Origin of the sequence: Helicobacter trogontum, from assembly GCF_000765905.2 — a bacterium.
Classification (GTDB): Bacteria; Campylobacterota; Campylobacteria; order Campylobacterales; family Helicobacteraceae; genus Helicobacter_A; species Helicobacter_A trogontum.
Window position 1 is genome coordinate 1 of the sequence record NZ_JRPL02000010.1, and the last position, 22,161, is coordinate 22,161.

General features: G+C 33.7%; 18 protein-coding genes. 5 read left to right on the top strand and 13 right to left on the bottom strand.

The annotated features are described in order from the left end of the window. From LS81_RS11905 to LS81_RS05410, 4 genes are all read right to left on the bottom strand, one after another. On the bottom strand, positions 1 to 438 hold a 438-nt coding region (locus tag LS81_RS11905; RefSeq protein ID WP_419664285.1), incomplete at its 3' end, for a lipase family protein. A 423-nt stretch (positions 439 to 861) separates the two neighbouring features. Beyond that, complete coding sequence (gene priA / locus LS81_RS05400; RefSeq protein WP_034346615.1) at positions 862 to 2,781, bottom strand: replication restart helicase PriA; 1,920 nt, start codon at positions 2,779 to 2,781, stop codon at positions 862 to 864. Positions 2,782 to 2,799: 18 nt separating this feature from the next. Continuing rightward, positions 2,800 to 3,303: a hypothetical protein gene (locus tag LS81_RS05405; protein ID WP_233715876.1), complete on the bottom strand. Its 504-nt coding sequence runs from the start codon at positions 3,301 to 3,303 to the stop codon at positions 2,800 to 2,802. A gap of 22 nt (positions 3,304 to 3,325) precedes the next feature. Continuing rightward, positions 3,326 to 3,673: a hypothetical protein gene (locus LS81_RS05410; RefSeq protein ID WP_034346614.1), complete on the bottom strand. Its 348-nt coding sequence runs from the start codon at positions 3,671 to 3,673 to the stop codon at positions 3,326 to 3,328. Between the two features lie 58 nt (positions 3,674 to 3,731). On the opposite strand from LS81_RS05410, the gene uvrB reads away from it, so the two are divergent. Then, the gene (uvrB, locus tag LS81_RS05415; protein ID WP_034346613.1) at positions 3,732 to 5,714 is read left to right on the top strand and encodes an excinuclease ABC subunit UvrB; all 1,983 of its coding nucleotides are present in this window, start codon (positions 3,732 to 3,734) and stop codon (positions 5,712 to 5,714) included. A 184-nt stretch (positions 5,715 to 5,898) separates the two neighbouring features. Here the strand turns inward: uvrB and LS81_RS05420 are convergent, their stop codons facing one another. Genes LS81_RS05420 through tyrS form a run of 3 tightly spaced genes read right to left on the bottom strand, consistent with a single transcriptional unit; the run spans position 5,899 to position 9,472 of the window. Next, positions 5,899 to 7,113 carry an N-acetylmuramoyl-L-alanine amidase family protein gene (locus LS81_RS05420; protein WP_052096561.1) on the bottom strand — a complete coding sequence of 405 codons (1,215 nt, stop codon included), beginning with the start codon at positions 7,111 to 7,113 and terminating at the stop codon, positions 5,899 to 5,901. A 10-nt stretch (positions 7,114 to 7,123) separates the two neighbouring features. Further along, on the bottom strand, positions 7,124 to 8,215 hold the full coding sequence (locus LS81_RS05425; RefSeq protein WP_034346612.1) for a nitronate monooxygenase: 1,092 nt from the start codon (positions 8,213 to 8,215) through the stop codon (positions 7,124 to 7,126). A gap of 9 nt (positions 8,216 to 8,224) precedes the next feature. Continuing rightward, positions 8,225 to 9,472, bottom strand: coding sequence for a tyrosine--tRNA ligase (gene tyrS, locus LS81_RS05430; RefSeq protein WP_052096560.1), 1,248 nt, complete (start codon positions 9,470 to 9,472; stop codon positions 8,225 to 8,227). A 395-nt stretch (positions 9,473 to 9,867) separates the two neighbouring features. Here tyrS and LS81_RS05435 point away from each other — a divergent pair, with 395 nt between their 5' ends. Together LS81_RS05435 and corA are read left to right on the top strand one after the other, a co-directional pair. Further along, entirely contained in the window at positions 9,868 to 10,473 is a 606-nt protein-coding gene (locus LS81_RS05435) for an outer membrane beta-barrel protein (protein ID WP_034346611.1), read from the top strand. A 169-nt stretch (positions 10,474 to 10,642) separates the two neighbouring features. Then, positions 10,643 to 11,614, top strand: a complete 972-nt coding sequence (gene corA, locus LS81_RS05440) for a magnesium/cobalt transporter CorA (protein WP_034346610.1) — start codon at positions 10,643 to 10,645, stop codon at positions 11,612 to 11,614. Positions 11,615 to 12,695: 1,081 nt separating this feature from the next. On the opposite strand, the gene LS81_RS05445 is transcribed toward corA, so the two are convergent. From LS81_RS05445 to LS81_RS05470, 6 genes are all read right to left on the bottom strand, one after another. Further along, on the bottom strand, positions 12,696 to 13,865 hold the full coding sequence (locus LS81_RS05445) for a pyridoxal phosphate-dependent aminotransferase (protein WP_034346609.1): 1,170 nt from the start codon (positions 13,863 to 13,865) through the stop codon (positions 12,696 to 12,698). A 270-nt stretch (positions 13,866 to 14,135) separates the two neighbouring features. After that, positions 14,136 to 14,993 (bottom strand): ParB/RepB/Spo0J family partition protein, encoded by an 858-nt coding sequence (locus LS81_RS05450; RefSeq protein WP_034346608.1) that lies wholly within the window; start codon positions 14,991 to 14,993, stop codon positions 14,136 to 14,138. Next, positions 14,971 to 15,786 (bottom strand): ParA family protein, encoded by an 816-nt coding sequence (locus LS81_RS05455; RefSeq protein ID WP_104696459.1) that lies wholly within the window; start codon positions 15,784 to 15,786, stop codon positions 14,971 to 14,973. The genes LS81_RS05450 and LS81_RS05455 overlap by 23 nt, the downstream gene beginning before the upstream one ends. A 26-nt stretch (positions 15,787 to 15,812) precedes the next feature. Next, complete coding sequence (locus LS81_RS05460; RefSeq protein WP_104696460.1) at positions 15,813 to 16,601, bottom strand: biotin--[acetyl-CoA-carboxylase] ligase; 789 nt, start codon at positions 16,599 to 16,601, stop codon at positions 15,813 to 15,815. A 16-nt stretch (positions 16,602 to 16,617) separates the two neighbouring features. Further along, positions 16,618 to 18,453, bottom strand: coding sequence for a tetratricopeptide repeat protein (locus LS81_RS05465; protein WP_034344535.1), 1,836 nt, complete (start codon positions 18,451 to 18,453; stop codon positions 16,618 to 16,620). Positions 18,454 to 18,695: 242 nt separating this feature from the next. Beyond that, on the bottom strand, positions 18,696 to 19,211 hold the full coding sequence (locus tag LS81_RS05470; RefSeq protein ID WP_052096427.1) for a hypothetical protein: 516 nt from the start codon (positions 19,209 to 19,211) through the stop codon (positions 18,696 to 18,698). Between the two features lie 84 nt (positions 19,212 to 19,295). Here LS81_RS05470 and purF point away from each other — a divergent pair, with 84 nt between their 5' ends. Both purF and mnmL read left to right on the top strand, forming a co-directional pair. Next, positions 19,296 to 20,690, top strand: coding sequence for an amidophosphoribosyltransferase (gene purF, locus LS81_RS05475; protein ID WP_034344541.1), 1,395 nt, complete (start codon positions 19,296 to 19,298; stop codon positions 20,688 to 20,690). Between the two features lie 19 nt (positions 20,691 to 20,709). Then, positions 20,710 to 21,747 carry a tRNA modification radical SAM protein MnmL/YtqA gene (gene mnmL / locus LS81_RS05480; protein ID WP_199769748.1) on the top strand — a complete coding sequence of 346 codons (1,038 nt, stop codon included), beginning with the start codon at positions 20,710 to 20,712 and terminating at the stop codon, positions 21,745 to 21,747. The last annotated feature ends 414 nt before the right edge of the window (positions 21,748 to 22,161 follow it).

Here is a 22,161-nt window from a genome sequence, read left to right on the forward strand (position 1 = left end):
TTCTATAGAGTTAGAATCTATCTCACCGATTAAGTGATAGATGGGTTTAAGAGTATCTAAGCCTAGATTACTATCTTTAGAATCTAATGTGCCAAAGAAGCATTCGTTATTTGGGCTTTGGGATTCACTGCCGCCCGTGAGCTCTATACCCAAGAAATATATTTTAGATTCTATATTATTATATAATATATAAACTTCTATATAGACTTCATTGATATTTGCTTCATTCTTATCATCACAGATACTTAAAACAAGCATTTGAGCTAGAGCACCACCTAAAGAGTGTCCTGTGAGAGTGAGAGAATCTTTTTCTTTGATTTGTGGATAATTGCTAGCGCAAGTTTCATAAAAGTTTATCATATCATCATATTGGGCTTTGGGTATAGAGTCTATAGCTAAAGAAGCATCAGCTACAAATAAATCTTTAGAAGAACTCATTTTTATTCCTCCAATAGCTAGTATATAATCGATATAACCATATTCACTTGTATAGCTTTCTTTTGTTTTACTAGGAGTTTTATAAGCTGTTTGCTTATTATTTAGAGTATTAGATATTATCTTAATTTCATTCAACTAATCTCATAACTTTCATTATCATCTATAATTTCTACGTTTTCCAATTTGACCAATCTTTTTTGAATCTCTGTGTTATCTTATTCTAACAACATTCAAGCAATGTCGTTGGAGAGGTATTGTTAGGATATAGAGATTTATATTGCAACTTTATTGTATTGTCAGTAAAATACAATCATGGAGGAGATTATTTTACCGCATTTCTTTGGTATGCAAGGTTGCTAGAGTGTAATAAACTGGCGGTATGCTATATTTTTATTTCTTAGTTTTTGGGTATATGGTTTTGAGTTAAAAACTAAGCGGATCTATGTCTATATCAATACATTGCTGCATATCTTTTGTAGCATGGGAAAGTGCGTGTTGTATAGCTTTTTGTAGCATAAAATTGCTATATGAGCGCAATAAAACTTGATAATAATATTTTTTCTTTACTTTAAAGACACTTGCTTCACTTATGCCCACAACTTCAAATTTATATGTATTTTCATCTTGAATGCTATATAAAATTTCTGCAAATTTGTTTGCAAGATAGTGTGCCTTTTGTTCATCATCATGTCCAAAACGAAGCAATGCGAGGCGACAAAAAGGTGGATATAGTGGGTTTCTCTCATTTAATATATAATGTAGTACTTTTGTGTAATCACCCCACAAACTATTTATTGCTTCAGAATCTTTTGTTTGAACAATAATATTTCCATGCTGCTTCCTTCCACTTCTTCCTGCGACTTGGTATAAAAGTGAAAGACTTGTCTCATATGCCCTATAATCTGGAATATGTAGCATATAGTCCATACCAACGATAATGCTTAAAGTAACATTAGGATAGTCGTGTCCTTTTGCTATCATATGAGTGCCAATTAAAATATCAATTTTTTGCTTTTCAAAATCATGCAATAGGTTTGTTAATTGCTTGTGCGTTGTGATATTATCTCTATCAAAAATAGCAATGTTTGGTGTGAGGTTGAGTGTCAATAGGGTGAATTCCAGCTCTTTTTTGAATTCTTCTGTTCCCATACGCATACCGCTTAGCATATCACTGCCACATATGTTACAGACTTGTGGGATTTGACTTGTAAAGCCGCAGTAATGACATACAAGTGCATTCTTTTTTGCATGTAAACTTAGCGTAATACTGCAATTTGGACATGAAAGCTTATGCTTACAATGTCTGCATAATAGAATCTTAAAATTAGCTCTAGTTGGCAAAAAGATGATAATTTGCTCTTTTTTTTCCAATGTACTTGTGATAGCATGAAGTATATGAGGGCTTATACTGATTTGATCTGTTTCATCATAGTGCAGTGTATGTGTGCTATTGTGAAATTTATTGTGCAAATGCAATAGGTAATTATGCTTTTTGGCAAGATAATAGCTTTTTGGACTTGGCGTAGCACTTCCTAAAATTACGCGAATATCTTTTGTGCTTAAAAATATGGCAAGATCTCTAGCATTGTATTTTGGCTGATTTTGTGATTTATAGGAATCATCATGCTCTTCATCTACGATAATTAATCCTAGATTCTCAAACGGCAAGAATAGGGCACTTCTTGCCCCAGCAATAATACTTAACTTGCCATCTTGCAGGGATTGCAATATGTTTTGCTTTTGAGCGATCGTGCGTTTGCTATGCCATGTATCAGCAAGATTTGGGAAAGCCGTATTTAATCTTGCCTGCATTTGTGGTGTGAGTGAGATTTCTGGCATGAGCAATAAAGCTTGTTTCCCTTGATTTAAACATTCTGCAATCGCGTGAAAATATATCTCTGTTTTACCGCTACCTGTTGTACCAAATATTAGACTTAAATCTTTTTGTTTGCATTCTTTTAAGACATTCTCTTGATCCTCTGATAATTTTTTTAAATTATATGCAACATCATTTTTCAACACAGATTGCTGTGTTTCTTTGGAATCTAACTTTGCATCCCATGCTGTAAAAACCTGTGCTGTGACACCCACGCCTTGCACATAATAAGTACTCATAAAACGCAATAAAATGCGTTGTATTTGCGTGTAGCTAAAATGTGATTTTTTAGCTTCAAGAGGTTCAAAAGTAAAATCTTGATTTGGAAGTATTTGCACAATAATGCCAAGCTCAAGTCTATTTCGTACGCTTACTTTCATAATGTCATACAACACAACTTCATCGTGTGTGTAGTAAGTAAGTGGTGCAAGGTTTCGCCCGATAATTGCAACAAGGATAAAACGCATATGTGACGGAAAGCAATATTAAGACTTCAAGATATGCACGATACGCATAAGCTCTTGTTCAGCAGCACTTTGATCTCGAAGTGTCGTTACAAAAAGTGTCAAAAGCTCCTCTAGGGTGTATTGTCTTTGTGCAAATATGCCTACAATTTTTTGACGACATATAAAATCCAGTTTTTCTAGACTTAAACAAAATTTGCGATTTTCAATCTGTATTGTAAGATGAGTTGGGATTGCCTCTGATGTGTCATTGTGTGGATTTAGCTGTGTTTTATTTGCAGAAGTATCGCATATATTGCTATTGTTGGTAGAGCGTATAGCATCTTGTGAGGTTTTGCCATGTTGTTGTATAGACTGCATTTTAGAATCGTTGATTCCAGAATCCACACTCATGGTATTCTGTATTGCAGAATTCTGCAATACAGAATCTGTAGTGCTGATATTGTGGCACATAGAGTTTGTGTTTACATGGGATTCTATACCCGCATTACCAAACATATTTACATCTGCCTTCAAGCCATTCATGTAGCCAATCCATAAACTGAATTTATTCTTGTGTTCTATTGAGTGTGGTGACAAATTGCTCTAAAAGTCGCTTACTTTCATTAATTTCTTCTCTCATTCTGTAAATTTCTATATCTTTTTCTTCATCTTGTGCTTTCAATGTGCTAATCTCAAGCTCCATCTGTGCAATTTTTTCTTCTTTTTCCAATAACTTAAATTCTAAATCTTCTATTTTTTTATTATGTTTTGTTTCAAGTAATTGTTTTACCTCATGGACCAATGGAAGCAATCCTACGCCTTTTGATTCTTGTTGCGCTATAGATGATTGTTCCACGTTTTGTGTAGCTGTATTTGTTGCATTATAGTGTGTGATTTCATTGTAATTTTGCATAACTTCTCCTTAAGGGCGATAAAGTTCTTGTATAATTGTAGCTAAAAAAGGTATAAACATGAAAACAAATCTCTTTAATTTAACCTCAAACTATAAACCAGCAGGTGATCAACCACAGGCTATAAACTTTTTGTGCAAACAAATTAACAATCACAACAAGTATAATACACTTATTGGTGTTACAGGTAGCGGAAAAACCTTTAGTATGGCAAATATTATACAAAAATTAAATATGCCAACACTCATAATGAGTCACAACAAAACTCTATGTGCACAACTCTATAGTGAATTTAAAAGTTTTTTTCCACATAATCACGTGGAATATTTTATCAGCCATTTTGATTATTACCAACCAGAAGCCTACATTCCTCGTAGGGACTTATTTATAGAAAAAGATAGCTCCATTAATGATGAATTAGAGCGACTTCGTCTATCAGCTACAACTTCCTTACTCGCTTATGATGATGTTATTATTATTGCCAGTGTGTCTGCAAATTATGGACTAGGAAACCCTAGTGAATATCTCACCATGATCGAAAAACTTGAAGTTTCTAAAACCTATCAGCAAAAAAAGCTTTTAACAAAACTTGTCGAAATGGGCTATGTGCGTAATGAAGCAAGTTTTGAACGTGGATGTTTTCGTGTCAAGGGCGAAGTGGTTGATATTTTTCCTGCTTATAATGAAGTTGAATTTATACGTATTGAATTTTTTGGTGATGAGATTGAACGGATTGTAGTTTTAGAGTCATTAGATAACAATTTTGTAAAAGAGCTAGAATCATACGTGCTTTATGCAGCAAACCAATTTATTGTGGGGGAAAATCGCTTAAAAAAGGCTCTTGTAGATATAGAACAAGAACTACAAGAGAGATTAAGATTTTATGAAAGTGAAAACCGCATGGTAGAATATGAACGATTGAAATCACGCACAGAGTTTGATCTTGAAATGATAAAAGAAAATGGTATTTGCAAGGGTATCGAAAATTATGCACGACATCTAACAGGAAAAAAGCCAGGTGAAACTCCCTTTTCTTTACTTGATTATTTTGAATACAAAAAAAAGCCTTATCTATTGATCGTTGATGAAAGTCATGTGAGTTTACCGCAATTTGGTGGTATGTATGCGGGTGATAGAAGTCGAAAAGAGGTATTGGTAGAATATGGCTTTCGTCTGCCTAGCGCACTTGATAATCGTCCATTGCAATTTGATGAGTTTATTAATAAAAACGCGAATTTTCTCTTTGTATCTGCTACACCAGCAGAACTGGAGTTATCTTTAAGTAAAGATAGCGTATGTGAGCAACTTATCCGTCCTACTGGGCTACTTGATCCTGAATTTGAAGTCAGAGATTCTAACACTCAAGTAAAAGATTTATTACAGGAAATACACGTGCGTGTGGCAAGAAAAGAGCGAGTATTAATCACAACTTTAACAAAAAAAATGAGTGAAGAGCTTGCAAAATATTATGCCAAAGAGGGAATAAAAATTGAATATTTACACAGTGAAATAGATGCGATAGAGAGAAATCATCTCATACGTAACTTACGACTAGGAGTATTTGATGTATTGGTAGGTATAAACTTATTGCGAGAAGGGCTTGATCTCCCAGAAGTAAGTCTTGTAGCTATTATGGATGCAGATAAAGAGGGCTTTTTACGAAGCGAAACAAGTCTTATACAGACAATGGGGCGAGCTGCTAGAAACGTAAATGGCAAAGTGATTTTGTATGCAGAGAAAATTACAAATTCCATGCGTAAGGCTATGGATATCACCACGTATAGACGTCAAAAACAAGAGGCTTTTAATAAGCAGCACAATATTACACCAACTTCAGTTAGTCGTAATGTAGAAGAAGAATTAAGACTTGAAGATAGTGCAAAAGTTTATGACAAAATGAATAAGAAAAACAAGATTCCAGCAAAAGAAAAAGAAAACCTTATTAAAGACTTAAAAGCAAAAATGCTTGAAGCAAGCAAACGACTTGATTTTGAAGCAGCTATACAGTTAAGAGATGAGATTGCTAGATTGCGAAATTTATAACTTTTATTACTTTTTGTCTTATAAGTAGCATATTTTGCAAAGCTCTGTTTTGTAGTATGAAATACATCTATATGCAGTAATGTAGAAAGAACTATAAAAATATGTCTTGATGGGAGCTATGTAATTTAGAGTTTTAGAATATCTATTAACAAGCTTATTTTATGATAAAAATGATTAGAGTAATTTATGGATTCTTTGTGATATAGCCATCAACACCATTTGCAATTCCTTTGGCAATTAGATTCTGATAACTCGTATCTTTTAAGCGTTGAGATTCTATAGGGTGAGAATTATATCCAATCTCAATAAGGATTGAAGGCATAAGTGCACCTACAAGCACCCAAAATGGACCCTCTCTTACACCTCCATCAAGATTTTCATTGTATTTTGTTCGAATTTGTTTGAGAATACCTGCTTGCACATCCATGCCAAGTTTATTTGAAGCAATAATTCTTTGTGAAGTCAGAAATGAAGCAATGGTCGTTGGTGAATATTCTGCCATACCTTGATTCTCAATAGCAGCTGCGTTTATGGCTCTCTCTGTTCTTGCAGTTGATAAGAAATAAGTTTCTACACCCTTTGGCTGCCTACTTGAACCTACTGGTATTGAATTTGCATGAATAGATATAAATAAATCCGCATGTATTTCATTTGCCATCTCTGTTCGTCTTTGCAATTCAATAAACACATCAGTATTTCGTGTCATATAGACAACATACCCTCTTTTAGAAAGCTCTTGGGCAGTGAGTTTGGCAACGCTTAAGACAATATGTTTTTCACAAGTTTTAGAAATACCTTGCGTACCGCAGTCTTTACCGCCATGACCAGGGTCTAAGATAATGATTTTTTTACGATTTTTACTAGATGGTGTTGCACTAGAAACAAGTATTGGCTTTGGTTGATTTGCGTTTGCTGTAGTTTTAACTGCTGGCTTTGATGTTTGTGGTTTTTGCGTTACAGGTTTTTGTTGTGTTGGTTTAGCATGCTGTGTGGGCTTTTGCTCAGTCTTCTTGGAACTTTTAATTGGGATTAGATTTTGTTTAGAGTTTTTTTCTTTAATCGAGATATAAAGGTAATTGCCTTTAAGATTGTATTCAAATTCTGTTTTTGATGTAAGGGTAATGAGGACACGTAAGCGTTGTTTATTGTTTTGTGCAATTGTAATTTGAGTATTATTTGGAAAGTTATGCTCTCTTCTGCCAGTTGGGACCCATACACCATATATATCTATAAAAGTGCTCGTATCATTTAGTTTATGAATACTGATCTCATCTTTCTTAATCGCTCTATTTGCATCTATTCTAAGACTTGAAGCACCAAACGGAATGGTGTTTAGAATCCGCAGTGTATCGGCTTGCAGACTGCTTATAAGCAAGAAAAAAAGCACAATACAACGCATATATACCCATCTAGCGTTTTGTTAATTCATCAACTAATGCTTTAACGCTCAAAATTTCTTTTACGCGATAGCCATTTGCACCACTAAAATATAGCCCCTCCTCGAGATTCCCCAAATGTCCTTTACCCAAGCTGTCTGCTATGCAATACCCCACTTTTTTTGCCTCTTTACCTCTTTGGCATGGGCTAACACAATTACTAATACATTGCACTTTTGGGGCATTACCCTCTTTTAATCTTTGCATCACACCGATTTTGAGAGCTCTTGCTGGGTAGCCAACAGGCGATTTCACAAGTTCAATGTCATCTTTAGTAATGTGAGGTAGAATCTGTTGATATGCTTTTGCATCACATTCTTTTGTGCCCAAAAACCTTGTTCCCATTTGCACACCACTTGCACCTAATGTAAGCATGGTATCAATATCATTTCTATCCCAAATACCACCTGCGGCAATAATTGGCATAGATCCCCATTGTGTAGATTCTGCAACGACTTGCGGAAGAATGCTCTCAAGCTGATATTCTGGCTTAAAACAATCCTCATACTTAAAGCCTTGATGACCACCGCTTAAAGGTCCTTCGACAACGACAGCATCTGGCACTCTCTTATATCGTTCGCTCCAACGCTTACATATGACACGCAAAGCCTTTGCGGATGAGACAATTGGTACTAACGCTACCTCTGGAAAATTCTTTGTAAACTCTGGCATATTTGTAGGTAATCCTGCTCCCGTCACAATAACATTTGCCCCAGCCTCACAAGCATCTCTCACTACTCTGCCATAATCATTAATTGCATGTAAAATATTTGCACCCAAAGGATTGTCGCCACATATTTTACGTGCATTCCTAAAAATCTCATTTAACGCATTTTTACTATAGAAATTGATTGCCTCAAATGGTTTACTTGATAGAATCTTATCAACAAAACTCATATTTTTATAATACCCTGTGCCAACTGCAGAAATAATACCCAAACAACCTTCTTTTGATACATTACCAGCTAGTTCATCCCAGCTGATACCAACACCCATACCACCTTGAAAAATGGGGTATTTGATTGTATGTTTTCCTATCGTTAAGCTTTTAAATAAACCACCCATTATCCTACCTTATATATTATTTACAACTACTATTTTAGCAAATTTTCTTTTACCAAGCTTGATAATAAATTCACCTTCTTGTAAAAAATGAAAATTTTCATCTGTTTGTTTTATTTGATTTATGCTTAGTGCACCAGCTTTAATATCTCTTCTTGCCTGTGAAGTAGATGGGGTAAAACCTAGCTCTACTAGCACCTTACATACCCACTCGCCCTTTTTTATTGTTTTTGTTTCAATATCTTTTGGTATTTCCTTGTTGCTAAAGATTGCACAAAATGCTTCCTTGGCTTGTATTGCTAAGTTTTCATTATGAAAACGTGTGGTAATTTCTAGGGCAAGCATTTCTTTTGCTGCTTTGGGATGTAACTTTTCCGTCTCTACATCACGTTTTATATTCGCTATTTCCGTAAGACTTCTTGCACTTACAAGCTCATAATAACGCCACATCAACGTATCATCGATACTAAGAATCTTCGCATACATATCATTAGCAGAATCTGTTACTCCAATATAGTTTTTGAGACTTTTGCTCATTTTATTTATACCATCTAATCCTTCAAGCAAAGGCATAGTCATAACGCTTTGCTCTTTAGTGCAGTTATATGCTCTTTGCAATGCTCTGCCTACTAGGAGGTTAAACTTTTGGTCATTACCACCAAGCTCGATATCACAATTCAACGCCACAGAGTCATACCCTTGCAACAAAGGATACATAAATTCCACAATGGAAATAGGCTGATTTTCCTTAAAACGTTTTGTAAAATCGTCACGTTCCATCATTCTTGCGACAGAATACTGTGCAGTCAATTGCATAATATTTGCACTACTAAGGCTACCAAGCCATTTGCTATTAAAACAAATATCCGTCTTTGTTTTATCTAGAATCTTAAAAACCTGGTCCTCATAGGTTTTTGCATTTTGTGCCACTTCTTCAAAGGTTAGTGGTTTTCTTGTTTCACTTTTTCCAGAAGGATCGCCTATTGTCGCAGTGAAATCTCCAATCAAAAATTTTACTCTACCACCATGGTTTTGAAAGGTTGCAAGCTTTTGCAATAACACAGAATGTCCTAAATGTAAATCTGGTGCAGTAGGATCAAAACCTGCCTTTACAACAAATTCTTCTCCTTTTTCATAGAATCGTGCCACTAAGGTTTCTATATACTCTTTACCAATAAACTCCACACATCCCCGCTCAATCTCTTGCATAGCTTCTTGCACCTTTGCTCGCAATGTGGAATTGGTATGACTTGTTTGCATATGATGTATTCCTTTTGTCACAAATTTAATCTTTCAAGTAAGTAATGATACTATGAAATTATAAAGATTCCAATAGCCTATTAATGCTATTTTAAGTTTTTACTCAACATATGCAAGTTTTAGATGTAATTAATATATTAAAGTTTTGCTCTTGTAGGGGTATAATCTTGCAAGTAAAACTATGCTGATTAATATGTGTATAATTAAGCGTTTTACACTTTTTCAAAAAAAAAAAATAAACTTATTATGCATTACTTATGCTAGAGATTTTTTATGTGTTTTAGAATATTTATTTAAACACTGATGTATCTTCTAGTAATAATTTTTATTATACATTAATGTAGCATCAGGTTAAAGTATGTTATAATTGGGATACTACTTAGAAAGGAAATGCAATGCATCTAAAACGATTTGCTCAAATCTTTATGTTATCTCAAGGTTTATTATTTGCAAATGATGGATTTTTTGTTGGTGTTGAAATGCAGTTAGGTAGCACTCATGTCCAACAGCAAACTTGTTATAATTGTGTGCCGAATATGCCCTCGATCAATACGTACCTTTATAAAAATTCTACACAAACATCCTTTGATGCAGGATTGCTTTTAGGATATCAACACTTTTTTGATCAAAACAAAGTTCATGGGCTAAAAGTCTCTTTTCATCTTTATGGTGGTAGCGGAGAAAAACTATCAGGATCAGCCAATACTTTATATACATACGAGGTAGATTATACTCCGATTAAAACTGGGCTAGATCTCTCTTATATTTTTAATTTTTATAATCAAGGAGCTCATAAGATTGGTTTAGGGGTTGGTATAGGATATGGAGTTAATGCCTATTTTTCTAGTAATGGACAAATAACAGATTTTTTAAATGAGATTTCGATTCTTAAAGCACGTAACCTTATTGTTCATGGGGTTTATCCCACATTAGGATTTTATTATACTTTGCAACAACACCATAAGTTTGAGATTAACTATCGCTATACTGGTTTTATGTAGCAAAGCCGCCCAGACGATACCATCGTGCTTGAAAGTTCTGGCAAAGCCTTAGGTCCTATTTATCATAAATTGCAATATTCTAGCTATTTTGTGTTAAATTACTCCTATATTTTTTAGCTTATATATGCTATAATCAGCCAGAGTATCTAAACAAGCTTGGGGATTGATTATGCTTAATATTTATACTAAAACAAATAATGGACTTGTAAAAAAAATACAATTTAATATTGAAGATAATGTTCTTCCTAATAACATCTTATGGGTTGATTTGCTCCACCCAACAAATGATGAAATGAGTTATATCACTAAACAATATGAGCTTGATATTCCAACACAAGAAGAACGTGAGGAAATTGAGCTTAGTGCGAGATATTGGGAGGACAATCTTACAATCACAATTAATACGCATTTTTTAATTCGTATGCAGACAGATAATAAGGAGTTTAACCTTATTAATGAAACAATCACGTTTATGACCACCAAAAATATTTTATTTACCATTAGATTTAATGATTTTAAGATTTTTGAAGAAATGCAAACGCGTATTCTTGCAAGTCCAAAAAACTTTGAAGATGGCTATGATGTGTTAGATAAGATGTTTGAGATTCGGGTGGAAAAAGATGCTGATATCTTGGAATGGATCGATAAAGAAGCACGGAAATTGCGCATTAATGTCTTGGAAGAAAAGAATGAATATACTTATGATAAGATGTTGAAAGGTATCTCTGGTTTGCAAGAACTTAATATGCGTGTGCGAGATTCATTGTTTGATAAGAGGCGTGCAATTACTTCACTCATTAAAAGTGATAAGATTGATAGCGATATTAAACGTAATCTCACTATCGTTCTAAAAGACTTAAATTCTCTTGTTGAATTTAATGTATCACAATTAAATGTACTTGATAACATCCAAACAATTCTGGCAAGTCAGATTAATATTGAACAAAATAAAATCATTAAGCTTTTTACTGTTGCTACAGTTGCTATGATGCCACCAACGCTTATAGGAACAATTTATGGTATGAACTTTGAAATTATGCCAGAGTTAAAATGGGATTATGGCTACCCATTTGCTGTGCTTGTTATGATTATCTCCACTATTCTACCGCTTATTGCATTTAAAAAGAAGGGGTGGTTATAAGCGTCTTACGCGGTGCGAGACTTTATTATCATTGTTTAGAGATCTTAAAAAGTACAATTCTTACTACTGTAGCTTACAATAGAAGTTTTCAATCTAATCTTTTGGAATTATTGTTAGTTTGATAGTTGAAATAAGCCACATTAAATGAGTTATCTTTTAAAATAGCTGTAGGTAATTATTCCATCAATGTTCTATACACTGCAATACGCACCACATTAAACTATATTTGTAAGATTTTTGGCTTATAAATATAGTTTAATGTTTTTTGATACTTCTTATAAATCATGTAAAAAAGCATTTAATAAAATACGCCTTAAGATTTTTATCTTTGAATAATTCTTTAGATGTCTGTATGGTTAAAGATATGCAAATAGTCCTTGAAATAATTATGAAAGTTATTATCTGATTGTGAGAATACAATAGATTTCAAGCTTTAGGCATATAAGACTTTTAGAATTAAGTATTTAAATATTTTTTATACGAGCAATATATAAAGTTATTTACTATATTATTTAATATTTTACATCAATTATTACGTTTGATTTGCATGTATTGGTTCTTTTAGTACTATAGGCGTATATCTAGCTGTTGATATTTATGATTGTATTTGTTAATGCCAAGAGGTTTTCAAGATTTTAGATAGAAAGATCTAGTAATGCTTTTGCTAAATTATCTATCTTGTCATTAAAAAAAGCACAATGCTTTAAGAATCTAAAAATATTAATTGGAATTACTTTTTTTATTTTCCCTGTGTGTTTTTTATATGTATATTGAATTTTTACTCAACAATATGCAAACGTTTATTATATTTTATATAGGCTACAATAATATAGAAGATTTTAATAAATCTGATGTATAACTCAAATGTAACTCATGGCATCAAATCATAATGAAATAAAAACTTAAAAATAGAACAAAAGAAGTTTGGGCGGGATTTAATACAATGTATATCAGTCTTATATAAATCTGAAAGTCCATCTCATAATATAATGGCAACCCTTTGTGTGTAATTTAGAGGTTGTAAGTCATATAGAAATGGTAATGCCTGTGGTGTGTCCAAACACCACGTTTTATTGAATAGCTATATGTAGCGTTTTTGTCTAAAAGTCTTTAACACTTTTACGTAATATTCGGCTTGTTGTGGTGTACCGAGTGTTACTCGACAGAAGTTATCAAATTTGGCAAATTGTCGTCCAACAAGAATATTTTGGTTTCTCATATTTTTTGCAAAATCATCATAACTACCTGTGATTTCATGGAAGATAAAGTTGGCATGTGAAGGCGCATAACGTAATCCTAAAGAATCAAGAGCTTTTGTTACAATTTGTCTTGATTTTACGTTTGAATTCACACAATATTGTCGAAAGTTAAAATCTGCAAGTGCCGCATTAGCCGCAACAGCACCGCACAAATTGATACCTGCAAGTTGTAAGAAATCCTTGATTCTTCGTTGTAGCTCTGGAGTTGTAATTGTGTATCCCACACGCAATCCTGCAAGTCCATATATCTTTGAGAACGTACGCGTTACAATAACATTTTTTGCACCATTCTTCAAGATATCAATACCACTTTTGAATGCAGGATCTATCACATACTCTGCATATGCTTCATCAATAAGGAATATTGTGCTTTGCTTTGCATTTCTCACCCAAGAGTAAAGATCGTTTGCAGATACAATATTTCCAGTTGGATTGTTTGGATTGCAAATATACACCAATGAAACACCATCAAATTCTCTCTCACTTTTTTTCATAGCATCAATGTTCATATTAAATTGTGAATCTAAATCAAAATTTACAACTTCGATGCCTAGCGGCTTTGCATAAAAAGCTGGGAATTCAAAAGTAGGATTAGGATTTATGATTCTAAATGGCATATTGAGTTCATTTGCGAGATTGCTAACAGCATAGATTGCGGCTTGTAGTGCAGCAGAAGAACCATTGCTTACACATACATTATCTTCTCTTACTTGGTAAAATCTTGCAATACTAGTGCGTAACTCATCCTCAGCTTTAAAAGGATAAAGTGATAATTCATCAATCTTTTTCTCTAATGCTTTTTTTGCGAGATTTGAAAAGCCATACGCACTTTCATTGTTATTTAGCAATAAAGGCTTGTCTCTAGTAGGCATTTTGAAAGATGTATTAGCAGCCTGTAAAGGAGATAAAAAACCACCTAAAGCTAACGCACTAGCAATCGTTCCAGCCTTTAACACATCGCGTCTATTTATTGTTTGTTCAACACTTTTCATAAGATTAGCTCCTTAAAACATGTTATAATCATGCAGTTTCCATGTTTGCAATGATACACTATTTTCGCAGAAAATGCAATAAAAAAAGAAAAAATGTATTATTTTCAACAGGCTGGTTTTAATAAGATCAAAACAATACAAAAGAGTTATAAGTAACAAGGTACTGAAAGTTATATATGTATCACAAAGAGTAAAAATAGAATTAGACTGCAATCCATATCATACAACATTGAGAAAGAACATAACGTAGAATGTTAAGCCAGTTTCAATTTATTGTAATTTTTGCATTAAAACATCAAGCTTACTTTTTTCATCGCATTGCAAAGTGATTGTATTATTTTTTACCGTACTTCTGATGTTATAATGCTTAAGAATCTCTTGTAGGGTTTGTAAAGATTCTATATGCAGAGCTTCTACATTTTTTTTGTCATCTTCTATATTCTTTGTTTTTGCTTTGAGATTTTTTGCGAGATTTTCTGTTTCCCTTACATTGAGTTTTTGTCCCAGGATACTTTGCAATGCCAGCTCTTCATCTTTGGGGTTTAGGCCAATGAGCATCTTTGCATGTCCTTGCGTTATCTTACCATCTCGAAGTAGTTCTTGTGTTTTATTGCTTAATTCAAGTAGGCGTAGTGTATTTGTGATTTGCGTACGGGATTTGTGAATTTTTTGTGCTAGTTTCTCCTGTGTTAAATCATGTTCTTTTAAAAGTGACTGGTAGCACAAAGCTAAATCGATTGGATTCAAATCTTCTCGCTGCACATTTTCTATCAACGCTAATTCGCGCATTTTATGATCTTCTGCTGTAATGACAATAGCTTGTATATGCTCTTTTTGTAATAATTTTGTAGCACGCAGTCTTCTCTCACCAGCAATAAGTATATACCCCTCACTCTCACTTTGACGCACAACTATGGGTTGTAAAAGTCCATTCTCCTTTATGGAATTTGCTAACTCCCTTAAACTTTCATCATTAAAAATTTGACGCGGTTGCATGGGGTTTGGTATAATCTGATCGCATTTAATCATTTGCATAGAATCATCTGAATCTGTATAATTTTTTTCATATACAGCATTAATATCGCCAAAAAGATTATTTAGCCCACTACCTAACGCTCTTTTTGCCATCTCTATCCTTTTTTTGTTTCTTTAATAATGCTTTTGCAAGACGCATGTAAGCCTCATTGCCAGCTGATTTGCTATCATATAAGGCAATGGGTTTACCATAGCTTGGAGCTTCTGCAAGTTTTACATTATGTGGTATTACCACAAACCCTTCTTTATCACTAAAAAAATCAGTTTTCACATGATGTAACAAGTCGTCTAAGACTTGCTTTGATAAATTTGTCCTTGCATTATACATTGTGGGTAAAAAACCTCTTATGACTAGATTTTTATTATAAAATTGCTTTATAAGTTTGACTGTGTTCATAAGTTGAGCTAAGCCATCAAGAGCCAAAAATTCACACTGCACAGGCACAATGAGAGAATTTGCCGCACTCAAAACATTCATTGTAAGTGGTCCTAATGCAGGTGGAGAATCTATAATGATAAAATCATAATCCATGCGAACATTTTCTATACATTGCCTAAGTAACATTTCCCTTTGACTTTTCTCTTTTTCATAAAATTCAGATTCTACGGCAACTAGATTCTGATCAGTGGGTGCGATAAATAGATTTTTCAGCATTGTATTTTGAATAATATCTTGCATAGATATTTGCCCAGACATTACATGACACATTGTAGATTTTATGGCATTACGCTTTATTCCGCAGCTAAGAGTAGCATTTGCCTGTGGATCAAAATCAATAAGTAAAACTTTTTTATTACATAGTGCAAGTGATGCAGAAAGATTTACAGCCGTAGTTGTCTTTCCGACGCCACCCTTTTGATTGGCAATGCCAATGATTTCACCCATACACGCTCCTTATTTTTCTTAATCTCTTAACGCAAACTATATAAAATTGTATCATGCAACACTATGCTCCCATCATCTTGTAGTTGTGCATCCTGCAATGATGCTTTATAGGTATCTCCATCCCTATTAATGTGCGTATGAAAACGCTGATTTTTAAAAAAATCTTGTTTATATCGATGAAAAACATCATGCCATGTCATATGTTTGTGTAAAAAGGTATCACAGATAATACTATGAAATGTTTTATCCATATTTTTTTGTAAAGCAAATTCTACAATGTTAAAGCTTAAAAAATGTAATATTTTTCTGATTATTTGAGATAAAATCTCTGCACTTATCGATTCTATAGAATCTTTGTGTTTATATTGATCATATTGTTTGAATGGATTTTTTGCCTCACTTGTAAGCAATGATGCTTTATTTTCACTAAAAATATTTAGTCCGACACCAAATACAACAAAATCTTTTACATATTGCGTAATGAGCCCACCAACTTTATCATCTTGCAAATAAAAATCATTAGGCCATTTTAACCATAGATCACCATGAAATTCTTTTAATAACTCAAGTAAAACTTGCCCAAAATAAATCGAGCTAGATTGTCTTGGTAAATCATGTGGCAATAACGCAGTGGGTAAAGCACATGATAGATAAAGTCCGCACGAGACTTTCTCCCATGTATTTGCACGACTTCCGATACCATCTGTTTGCTCCTTTGTTGCCACTACAAGAGGAGATTCTATCGTGTTATTACGAATATAATCAGTTAAATACACTTGTGTGGAAGGCATACTTTGTGTCCAGATAAAACGCATATTGTACCCTTTTGGTCTATGTATTTTGTGTGAATTTTTGCATTAAATAGGTGCTAAGATTCTCTAAGACACTACGCCATTCATGCAAATCATCTTGTATAAAAAGCTTGATATTATCATACCAAATGGTAGAATCATGTTTGCAAAATCTTCCCCAACGCCAGTCATGACGTTTATGAAGTAGCAAGGCGGTAGGAATACCTAATGTGGCACTTAAATGTGCTAGGGCAGAATCTATACTAATCACAAAATCCATAGAGAGCAGAATGTTTGCACTATCAAAAAAGTCATTAATCTCACTTGACATATCAATAACGCTAAATTCTTTTGCTAGATCAGAATCAATACCTTCATACTGAAGACTATAGTATGCAAACCCATTACGTGGCAGGTACTCTAAAAGCTTTTGTGCATATATAGATTTGTCTCTTGCGTTTTGAAAGTTTGGATTTGAGCTGAAATTCAACGCAACTCTTATTAGTTTTTTCTTATCTGTTGTTTGCTGTGTTTGCGTATGGGTTATAAAATGATTCTTAGCTTGTGTGCTTGAAGTTAAAAATATATCATCCTCGAGTTTTTCTTTTTGTGCATAATGTTGATAGGAATTTAGGATTTTTTTTGCAGAAATTTGTGTTTTCTTGGTGTTTGTATGCACAAAGGTATTGCGTAGTGTATGCTCTTTTATATTTTGCCCTCCTTTTTTTATAAGAAAAGATGACAATGTCTTTCTAAAAGATTCTAAGCTATTTTGTAAAGTCTTTTTGTTGGCAAATAAGAACGCAAGACTTGGAATAGGTAATGCCACATCATAATTATCATGGATCTCATCGCTGCAAGGAATATTAAAACATTCAAAGATTCTGCAAAGCTCTTTTGGTGCAAAAATCATCTTTTCTTTGCATGAAAGAAGTGGTATAAATCTTGCAAACATAATGCTATCACCAAAACCTTGCTCATGATAAAGTGCCACTTTTTTGTCACTCAAAAAATTAAGTATATCTCTAGGGTCCTGCAAAGAAAAATCAAGGAAATGTCTTGTCATAGTCTTTGGGAACATCACTCTTCTATACTCATAGAGTGCAAAGCCAGTTTGCAGATCGTCTAAACTTAGGAGTAAATGTGCTAAATTAATCACATATCGCACATCAGGATTTAGACTAATAGCTTTACTATAAGCCTCTCTTGCTAATTCCACATCATCGTTATAACGAAGTGCATTGGCATAGTTAAAATAAAAATTAGAATCTTGGGAATAATTAGTCTCTAACTCTTTATAAAGTGTGATGGCAGATTCTAAATCATCCAAGTTTGTATAAATTTGTGCAAGATTTATACCTGCATCTCCCATACCATTTTCATATGCAAGTGAATAATATTTTAAAGCGAGTTTAAAGCTACCTATGGCAGCTTGTTGATTTGCTAGATTAAAGATTGCATGGACATCTTTTGGGTTAATCTTGATAGCCATCATGTAATGTTGTATTGAGCGTTCATAGTCTTGTAAATCACCATAACATTTTGCAAGGTTGAAATGCAAATTCTCATCTTCTTTTGGCAAAAGGCTTTGTAAAAGTGCAACAGCTTGTAAAGTCATATTGTTGCGTCTGTAAAATTCAGCAAGATTAAGTGATAGTGTAAAAACATGCTCCTTATGATGTTCTTTTGCAATTTTTAGTGCATCTTCAAGGCATTTAATCGCCTCTTGCAATTGCCCGATATTATTATAACAAAACGCACATAAGCTCCACGCCTCAATATTTGTGCGTTGTTGCATAATGAGTTTCAAACACGCTTCAATACATGTTTGCCACTTTCCATGACTAAATAACTGACGAATATCCTCTATATTCATGCACAACCTTAAAATACCTTAAAATCAATGTAAGCAATCAAAATTCATGTCACAATTTTATTTTGCTATTCTACATAAAGAACTCAAGATTATGAAAAACAATGCATATGCAATGATGTCAAAAATGTCATAATCTTGCCTCATATGATCTTACAAGACATATACTTAGGGTTTAATAGCTTGATGGGAACATTTGTCTCTTCTATATTAAAATACAAATAGTTTTTATGATTCTAGACGTATTACCACGCCTCATCAATTCCAATGAGAATGCAACTTGTAAGATATGGTGCGGCACAATATGAAAATACTTTTCCACCTTTACCAATCTCATGCAGTGCAGAGTAATACCGCTGTGCAAATTTAAAATATCGCACTTGTGCTTTTTTGTCCCCAAATTCATCAGCCAATATTCCACCCACACTTACACCATCTAAGTCATTATGTGGACTTACCCATTCTATATAAAACATGGAAAGGATGACATAAGTATGATAGCCATGCATTTGTCCTAGATTCATTTGACTAAAGGCTGTATGCGAAATAATTTTTTTACCATTAAAACGAACAAAATTTCTCTCGCGTGATTGCTTATCAACTTGCTTGTAATAGCCCTCTAATTTCTTTGTGTTTTTTTGTAAAACTTCACTTGCTTCTATATTCCTCCATGTTTTATTATGATTATACTTTGACTGCATATTGTCATTTGCATAAAGTAGAAAGAGGCTGAAAAAAAGTAACAACAATATACGACACATGCAACACCTTTTTATCTTTTTGTTATTGTAGCTTAAAAAACATTATGATACAATCTGCATTTATCTTTTAACCAAGGCTTTTGCATGGATAAACACTGGAATGAAGAGTGTGCTGTTGTCGGAGCGTTTAACTGTGATGAAGCAGCACTCACGGCATATTATGCTCTTTTTGCAATGCAACATAGGGGGCAAGAGGCAAGTGGTATAGCTGTTAGTAATGGCAAAAATATTACAACTCAAAAAGGGCAGGGACTTGTAACAAAGGTTTTCACGAAATCTAGATTGGAGAAATTAAAAGGTTCTAATGCGGTGGGGCATAATCGTTATGCAACTGCTGGTGCAGATTCCAATGGTGATTGTCAGCCTATTTTTGCACGCTATGGTCTAGGCGAAATTGCTCTTGTGCATAATGGCAATCTAACAAATGCAAAAAATATTCGTCAGTCATTAACGCAGCAAGGTGCGATATTTCAAAGCAATCTGGATACAGAAGTTATCATACATTTGATAGCAAGGAGCACAAAAAAGCACTTAACCCCACGCATTATGGAATCTTTACATGCAATCGAGGGTGCATTCTCTCTTGTGATTCTTAGTCGTTCAAAAATGTTTGCAGTAAGAGATAGATTTGGTTTGCGTCCATTAAGTTTGGGAGAAGTAACAAACAAAGATGGAACAAAGGGCTATATTGTAGCAAGTGAAACATGTGCATTCGATCTTGTTGGAGCAAGTTTTGTGCGTGATATTGAGCCAGGGGAATTAATTGTTTTTGAAAAAAATCGCAACAATGAAACAAAGATTATAAGCATAAAAGTCTTTGAAGAAAATTTAAAACCATGTGTTTTTGAATACATCTATTTTGCACGTCCTGATAGCGTTGTATTTGGTAAAAGTGTCTATATGGTAAGAAAGAATCTAGGTAAGCACTTAGCCTTGGAACATAAGATTAGTGCTGATATTGTCATGCCTGTACCAGATAGTGGTCTTGCTGCAGCGATAGGTTATAGCGAACAAAGCAAGATACCATTTGAACTAGGACTTATTAGAAATCATTATGTGGGGCGCACTTTTATTGAACCAACGCAGGAGTTAAGAGAATTAAAGGTGCGTTTAAAGCTTAATCCTATTAGAGAAGTTATTGCGAATAAACGCGTTATAGTGATTGATGATTCTCTTGTAAGAGGTACAACAAGTAAGGCAATCGTGCAACTTCTAAAAAAAGCTGGGGCAAAAGAAGTATATCTATTGATTTCTTCACCACCTACTATTTCACCATGCTATTATGGTGTAGATACGCCGAGTAAAAGTGAGCTTATTTCTGCAAATAAAAGTGATGAAGAGGTTCGAAAATTCATAGGTGCAGACTATCTTGGATATTTGTCTTTAGAGGGTTTAAAACTTGCAGTTGAGTCACATAATTATAGTTATTGTCAAGCGTGTTTTGATGGCAACTATTTGCATGATATAGAATCAAAATAAAGGGGCATAGGTGAAGATAATGCTAACGGTTGGGCGATATTTTAAACAACGATTTGGCGAGAAAGTGCGAAAGATTCCAATATCTCTTAGCGGTTTTACTTGCCCAAATATTGATGGTAGTGTTGCAAAGGGCGGGTGCATTTATTGCAAAAATGAAACCTTTTCACCATCGCTTGTCATGAAAAAAAAGCAAGATTTAGATAATAAAGCAACAACTATAAACTCTATACACAAGGATCCCCAACAGATAGATTCGGTGCATAAAGTCAAAGATCTTATGAGATTAAAGATGAATTTTTCATTAACAGAAAATCCATTATTACCTACGCAATTACGGGAACTTGAAGAGCAATTTTATTATCATGCAAACTTCCATAAAAATAAATATGGCATAAAAAAATATATGGTGTATTTTCAAAGCTTTACAAATACGTATGCACCATTTGATACCTTAAAAGCTCTCTATACAAAGGCCTTAAAACTGCCTGATGTTGTAGGGATGAGTATAGGTACTCGAGTGGATTGCGTAGATTCTAAACTACTTGATTTTTTAGAGCAATTTGTAAAAGATGGTAAGGAGATATGGCTTGAGTATGGAATCCAATCCATTTATGAAGAGACATTGAAGCTGACAAATAGAGGACATACGATGGAGGGCGTAGAATCTCTTTTTCAAGAGACAAGAAAAAGGGGGATTAAGGTATGTGCGCATTTAATCTATGGCTTACCAAATGAGAGTGTGGATATGATGATACACTCTTTAGAGACCATCTTGAGTTATGGCATAGATTCTTTAAAAATCCATCCCTTATATGTTGTGGAAGGTACAGCTTTGGCGCGTATGTATAAAAAAGGAGAATACAAGCCAATCACCTTGGAAGAATATGGAGAAGCAATAGCACGCTCACTAAAAATTATCCCACCAAATATTGTTGTGCAACGAGTAAGTGCAGGTGCGCATGATGAGAGTCTGATTGCACCGCAATGGTGTTTTGATAAAAATATTCAAATGCGTTATTTGCGAGATAGATTAAAAAGGGAAGGGATAGATTATTGATTGTATTATAATGCTCGTGTCATTTAAATTAAAGCTATATATGAGTTAGAAGATATATCTTAAAGACTTTTTCCAGGCTTTGCTTATTTGCATACTTAAGTTATATTAAGTGAAATAAAATTGGGTGATGGATTAAGTATAATCTAAAATGGATTTAGCAAAGTAGTTATTCAATTAACCTTATCAAGGCATTTGGAGCATTGTTGCATGTTTGTTGTTATAGATAGAAAAGTCGATTTATAACCTTTGCAATATAGTGTCATGAGCTTTTTTGATATTTAGCTTATTTGGCTAACTATTGATTGTAGTTTATAGATTCTAACTACTATTTATTTGCATTTTTTATCACTCTTTAAGTATTACTTTGAATTTCATATTTCATTGCTTTACCTTGTATTTATCATAAAGTTTATT

Bases quoted from the DNA above. Each gene is read 5' to 3' on its own strand.
- LS81_RS05410 (WP_034346614.1), bottom strand. From the start codon at position 3,673: ATGCAAAATTACAATGAAATCACACACTATAATGCAACAAATACAGCT.
- LS81_RS05405 (WP_233715876.1), bottom strand. From the start codon at position 3,303: ATGAATGGCTTGAAGGCAGATGTAAATATGTTTGGTAATGCGGGTATA.
- LS81_RS05445 (WP_034346609.1), bottom strand. From the start codon at position 13,865: ATGAAAAGTGTTGAACAAACAATAAATAGACGCGATGTGTTAAAGGCT.
- mnmL (WP_199769748.1), top strand. From the start codon at position 20,710: ATGCTAACGGTTGGGCGATATTTTAAACAACGATTTGGCGAGAAAGTG.
- LS81_RS05420 (WP_052096561.1), bottom strand. From the start codon at position 7,113: ATGCGTTGTATTGTGCTTTTTTTCTTGCTTATAAGCAGTCTGCAAGCC.
- corA (WP_034346610.1), top strand. From the start codon at position 10,643: ATGCTTAATATTTATACTAAAACAAATAATGGACTTGTAAAAAAAATA.
- uvrB (WP_034346613.1), top strand. From the start codon at position 3,732: ATGAAAACAAATCTCTTTAATTTAACCTCAAACTATAAACCAGCAGGT.
- LS81_RS05465 (WP_034344535.1), bottom strand. From the start codon at position 18,453: ATGAATATAGAGGATATTCGTCAGTTATTTAGTCATGGAAAGTGGCAA.
- LS81_RS05470 (WP_052096427.1), bottom strand. From the start codon at position 19,211: ATGTGTCGTATATTGTTGTTACTTTTTTTCAGCCTCTTTCTACTTTAT.
- LS81_RS05460 (WP_104696460.1), bottom strand. From the start codon at position 16,601: ATGCGTTTTATCTGGACACAAAGTATGCCTTCCACACAAGTGTATTTA.
- purF (WP_034344541.1), top strand. From the start codon at position 19,296: ATGGATAAACACTGGAATGAAGAGTGTGCTGTTGTCGGAGCGTTTAAC.
- priA (WP_034346615.1), bottom strand. From the start codon at position 2,781: ATGCGTTTTATCCTTGTTGCAATTATCGGGCGAAACCTTGCACCACTT.
- LS81_RS05435 (WP_034346611.1), top strand. From the start codon at position 9,868: ATGCATCTAAAACGATTTGCTCAAATCTTTATGTTATCTCAAGGTTTA.
- LS81_RS05455 (WP_104696459.1), bottom strand. From the start codon at position 15,786: ATGGGTGAAATCATTGGCATTGCCAATCAAAAGGGTGGCGTCGGAAAG.
- tyrS (WP_052096560.1), bottom strand. From the start codon at position 9,472: ATGCAAACAAGTCATACCAATTCCACATTGCGAGCAAAGGTGCAAGAA.
- LS81_RS05450 (WP_034346608.1), bottom strand. From the start codon at position 14,993: ATGGCAAAAAGAGCGTTAGGTAGTGGGCTAAATAATCTTTTTGGCGAT.
- LS81_RS05425 (WP_034346612.1), bottom strand. From the start codon at position 8,215: ATGGGTGGTTTATTTAAAAGCTTAACGATAGGAAAACATACAATCAAA.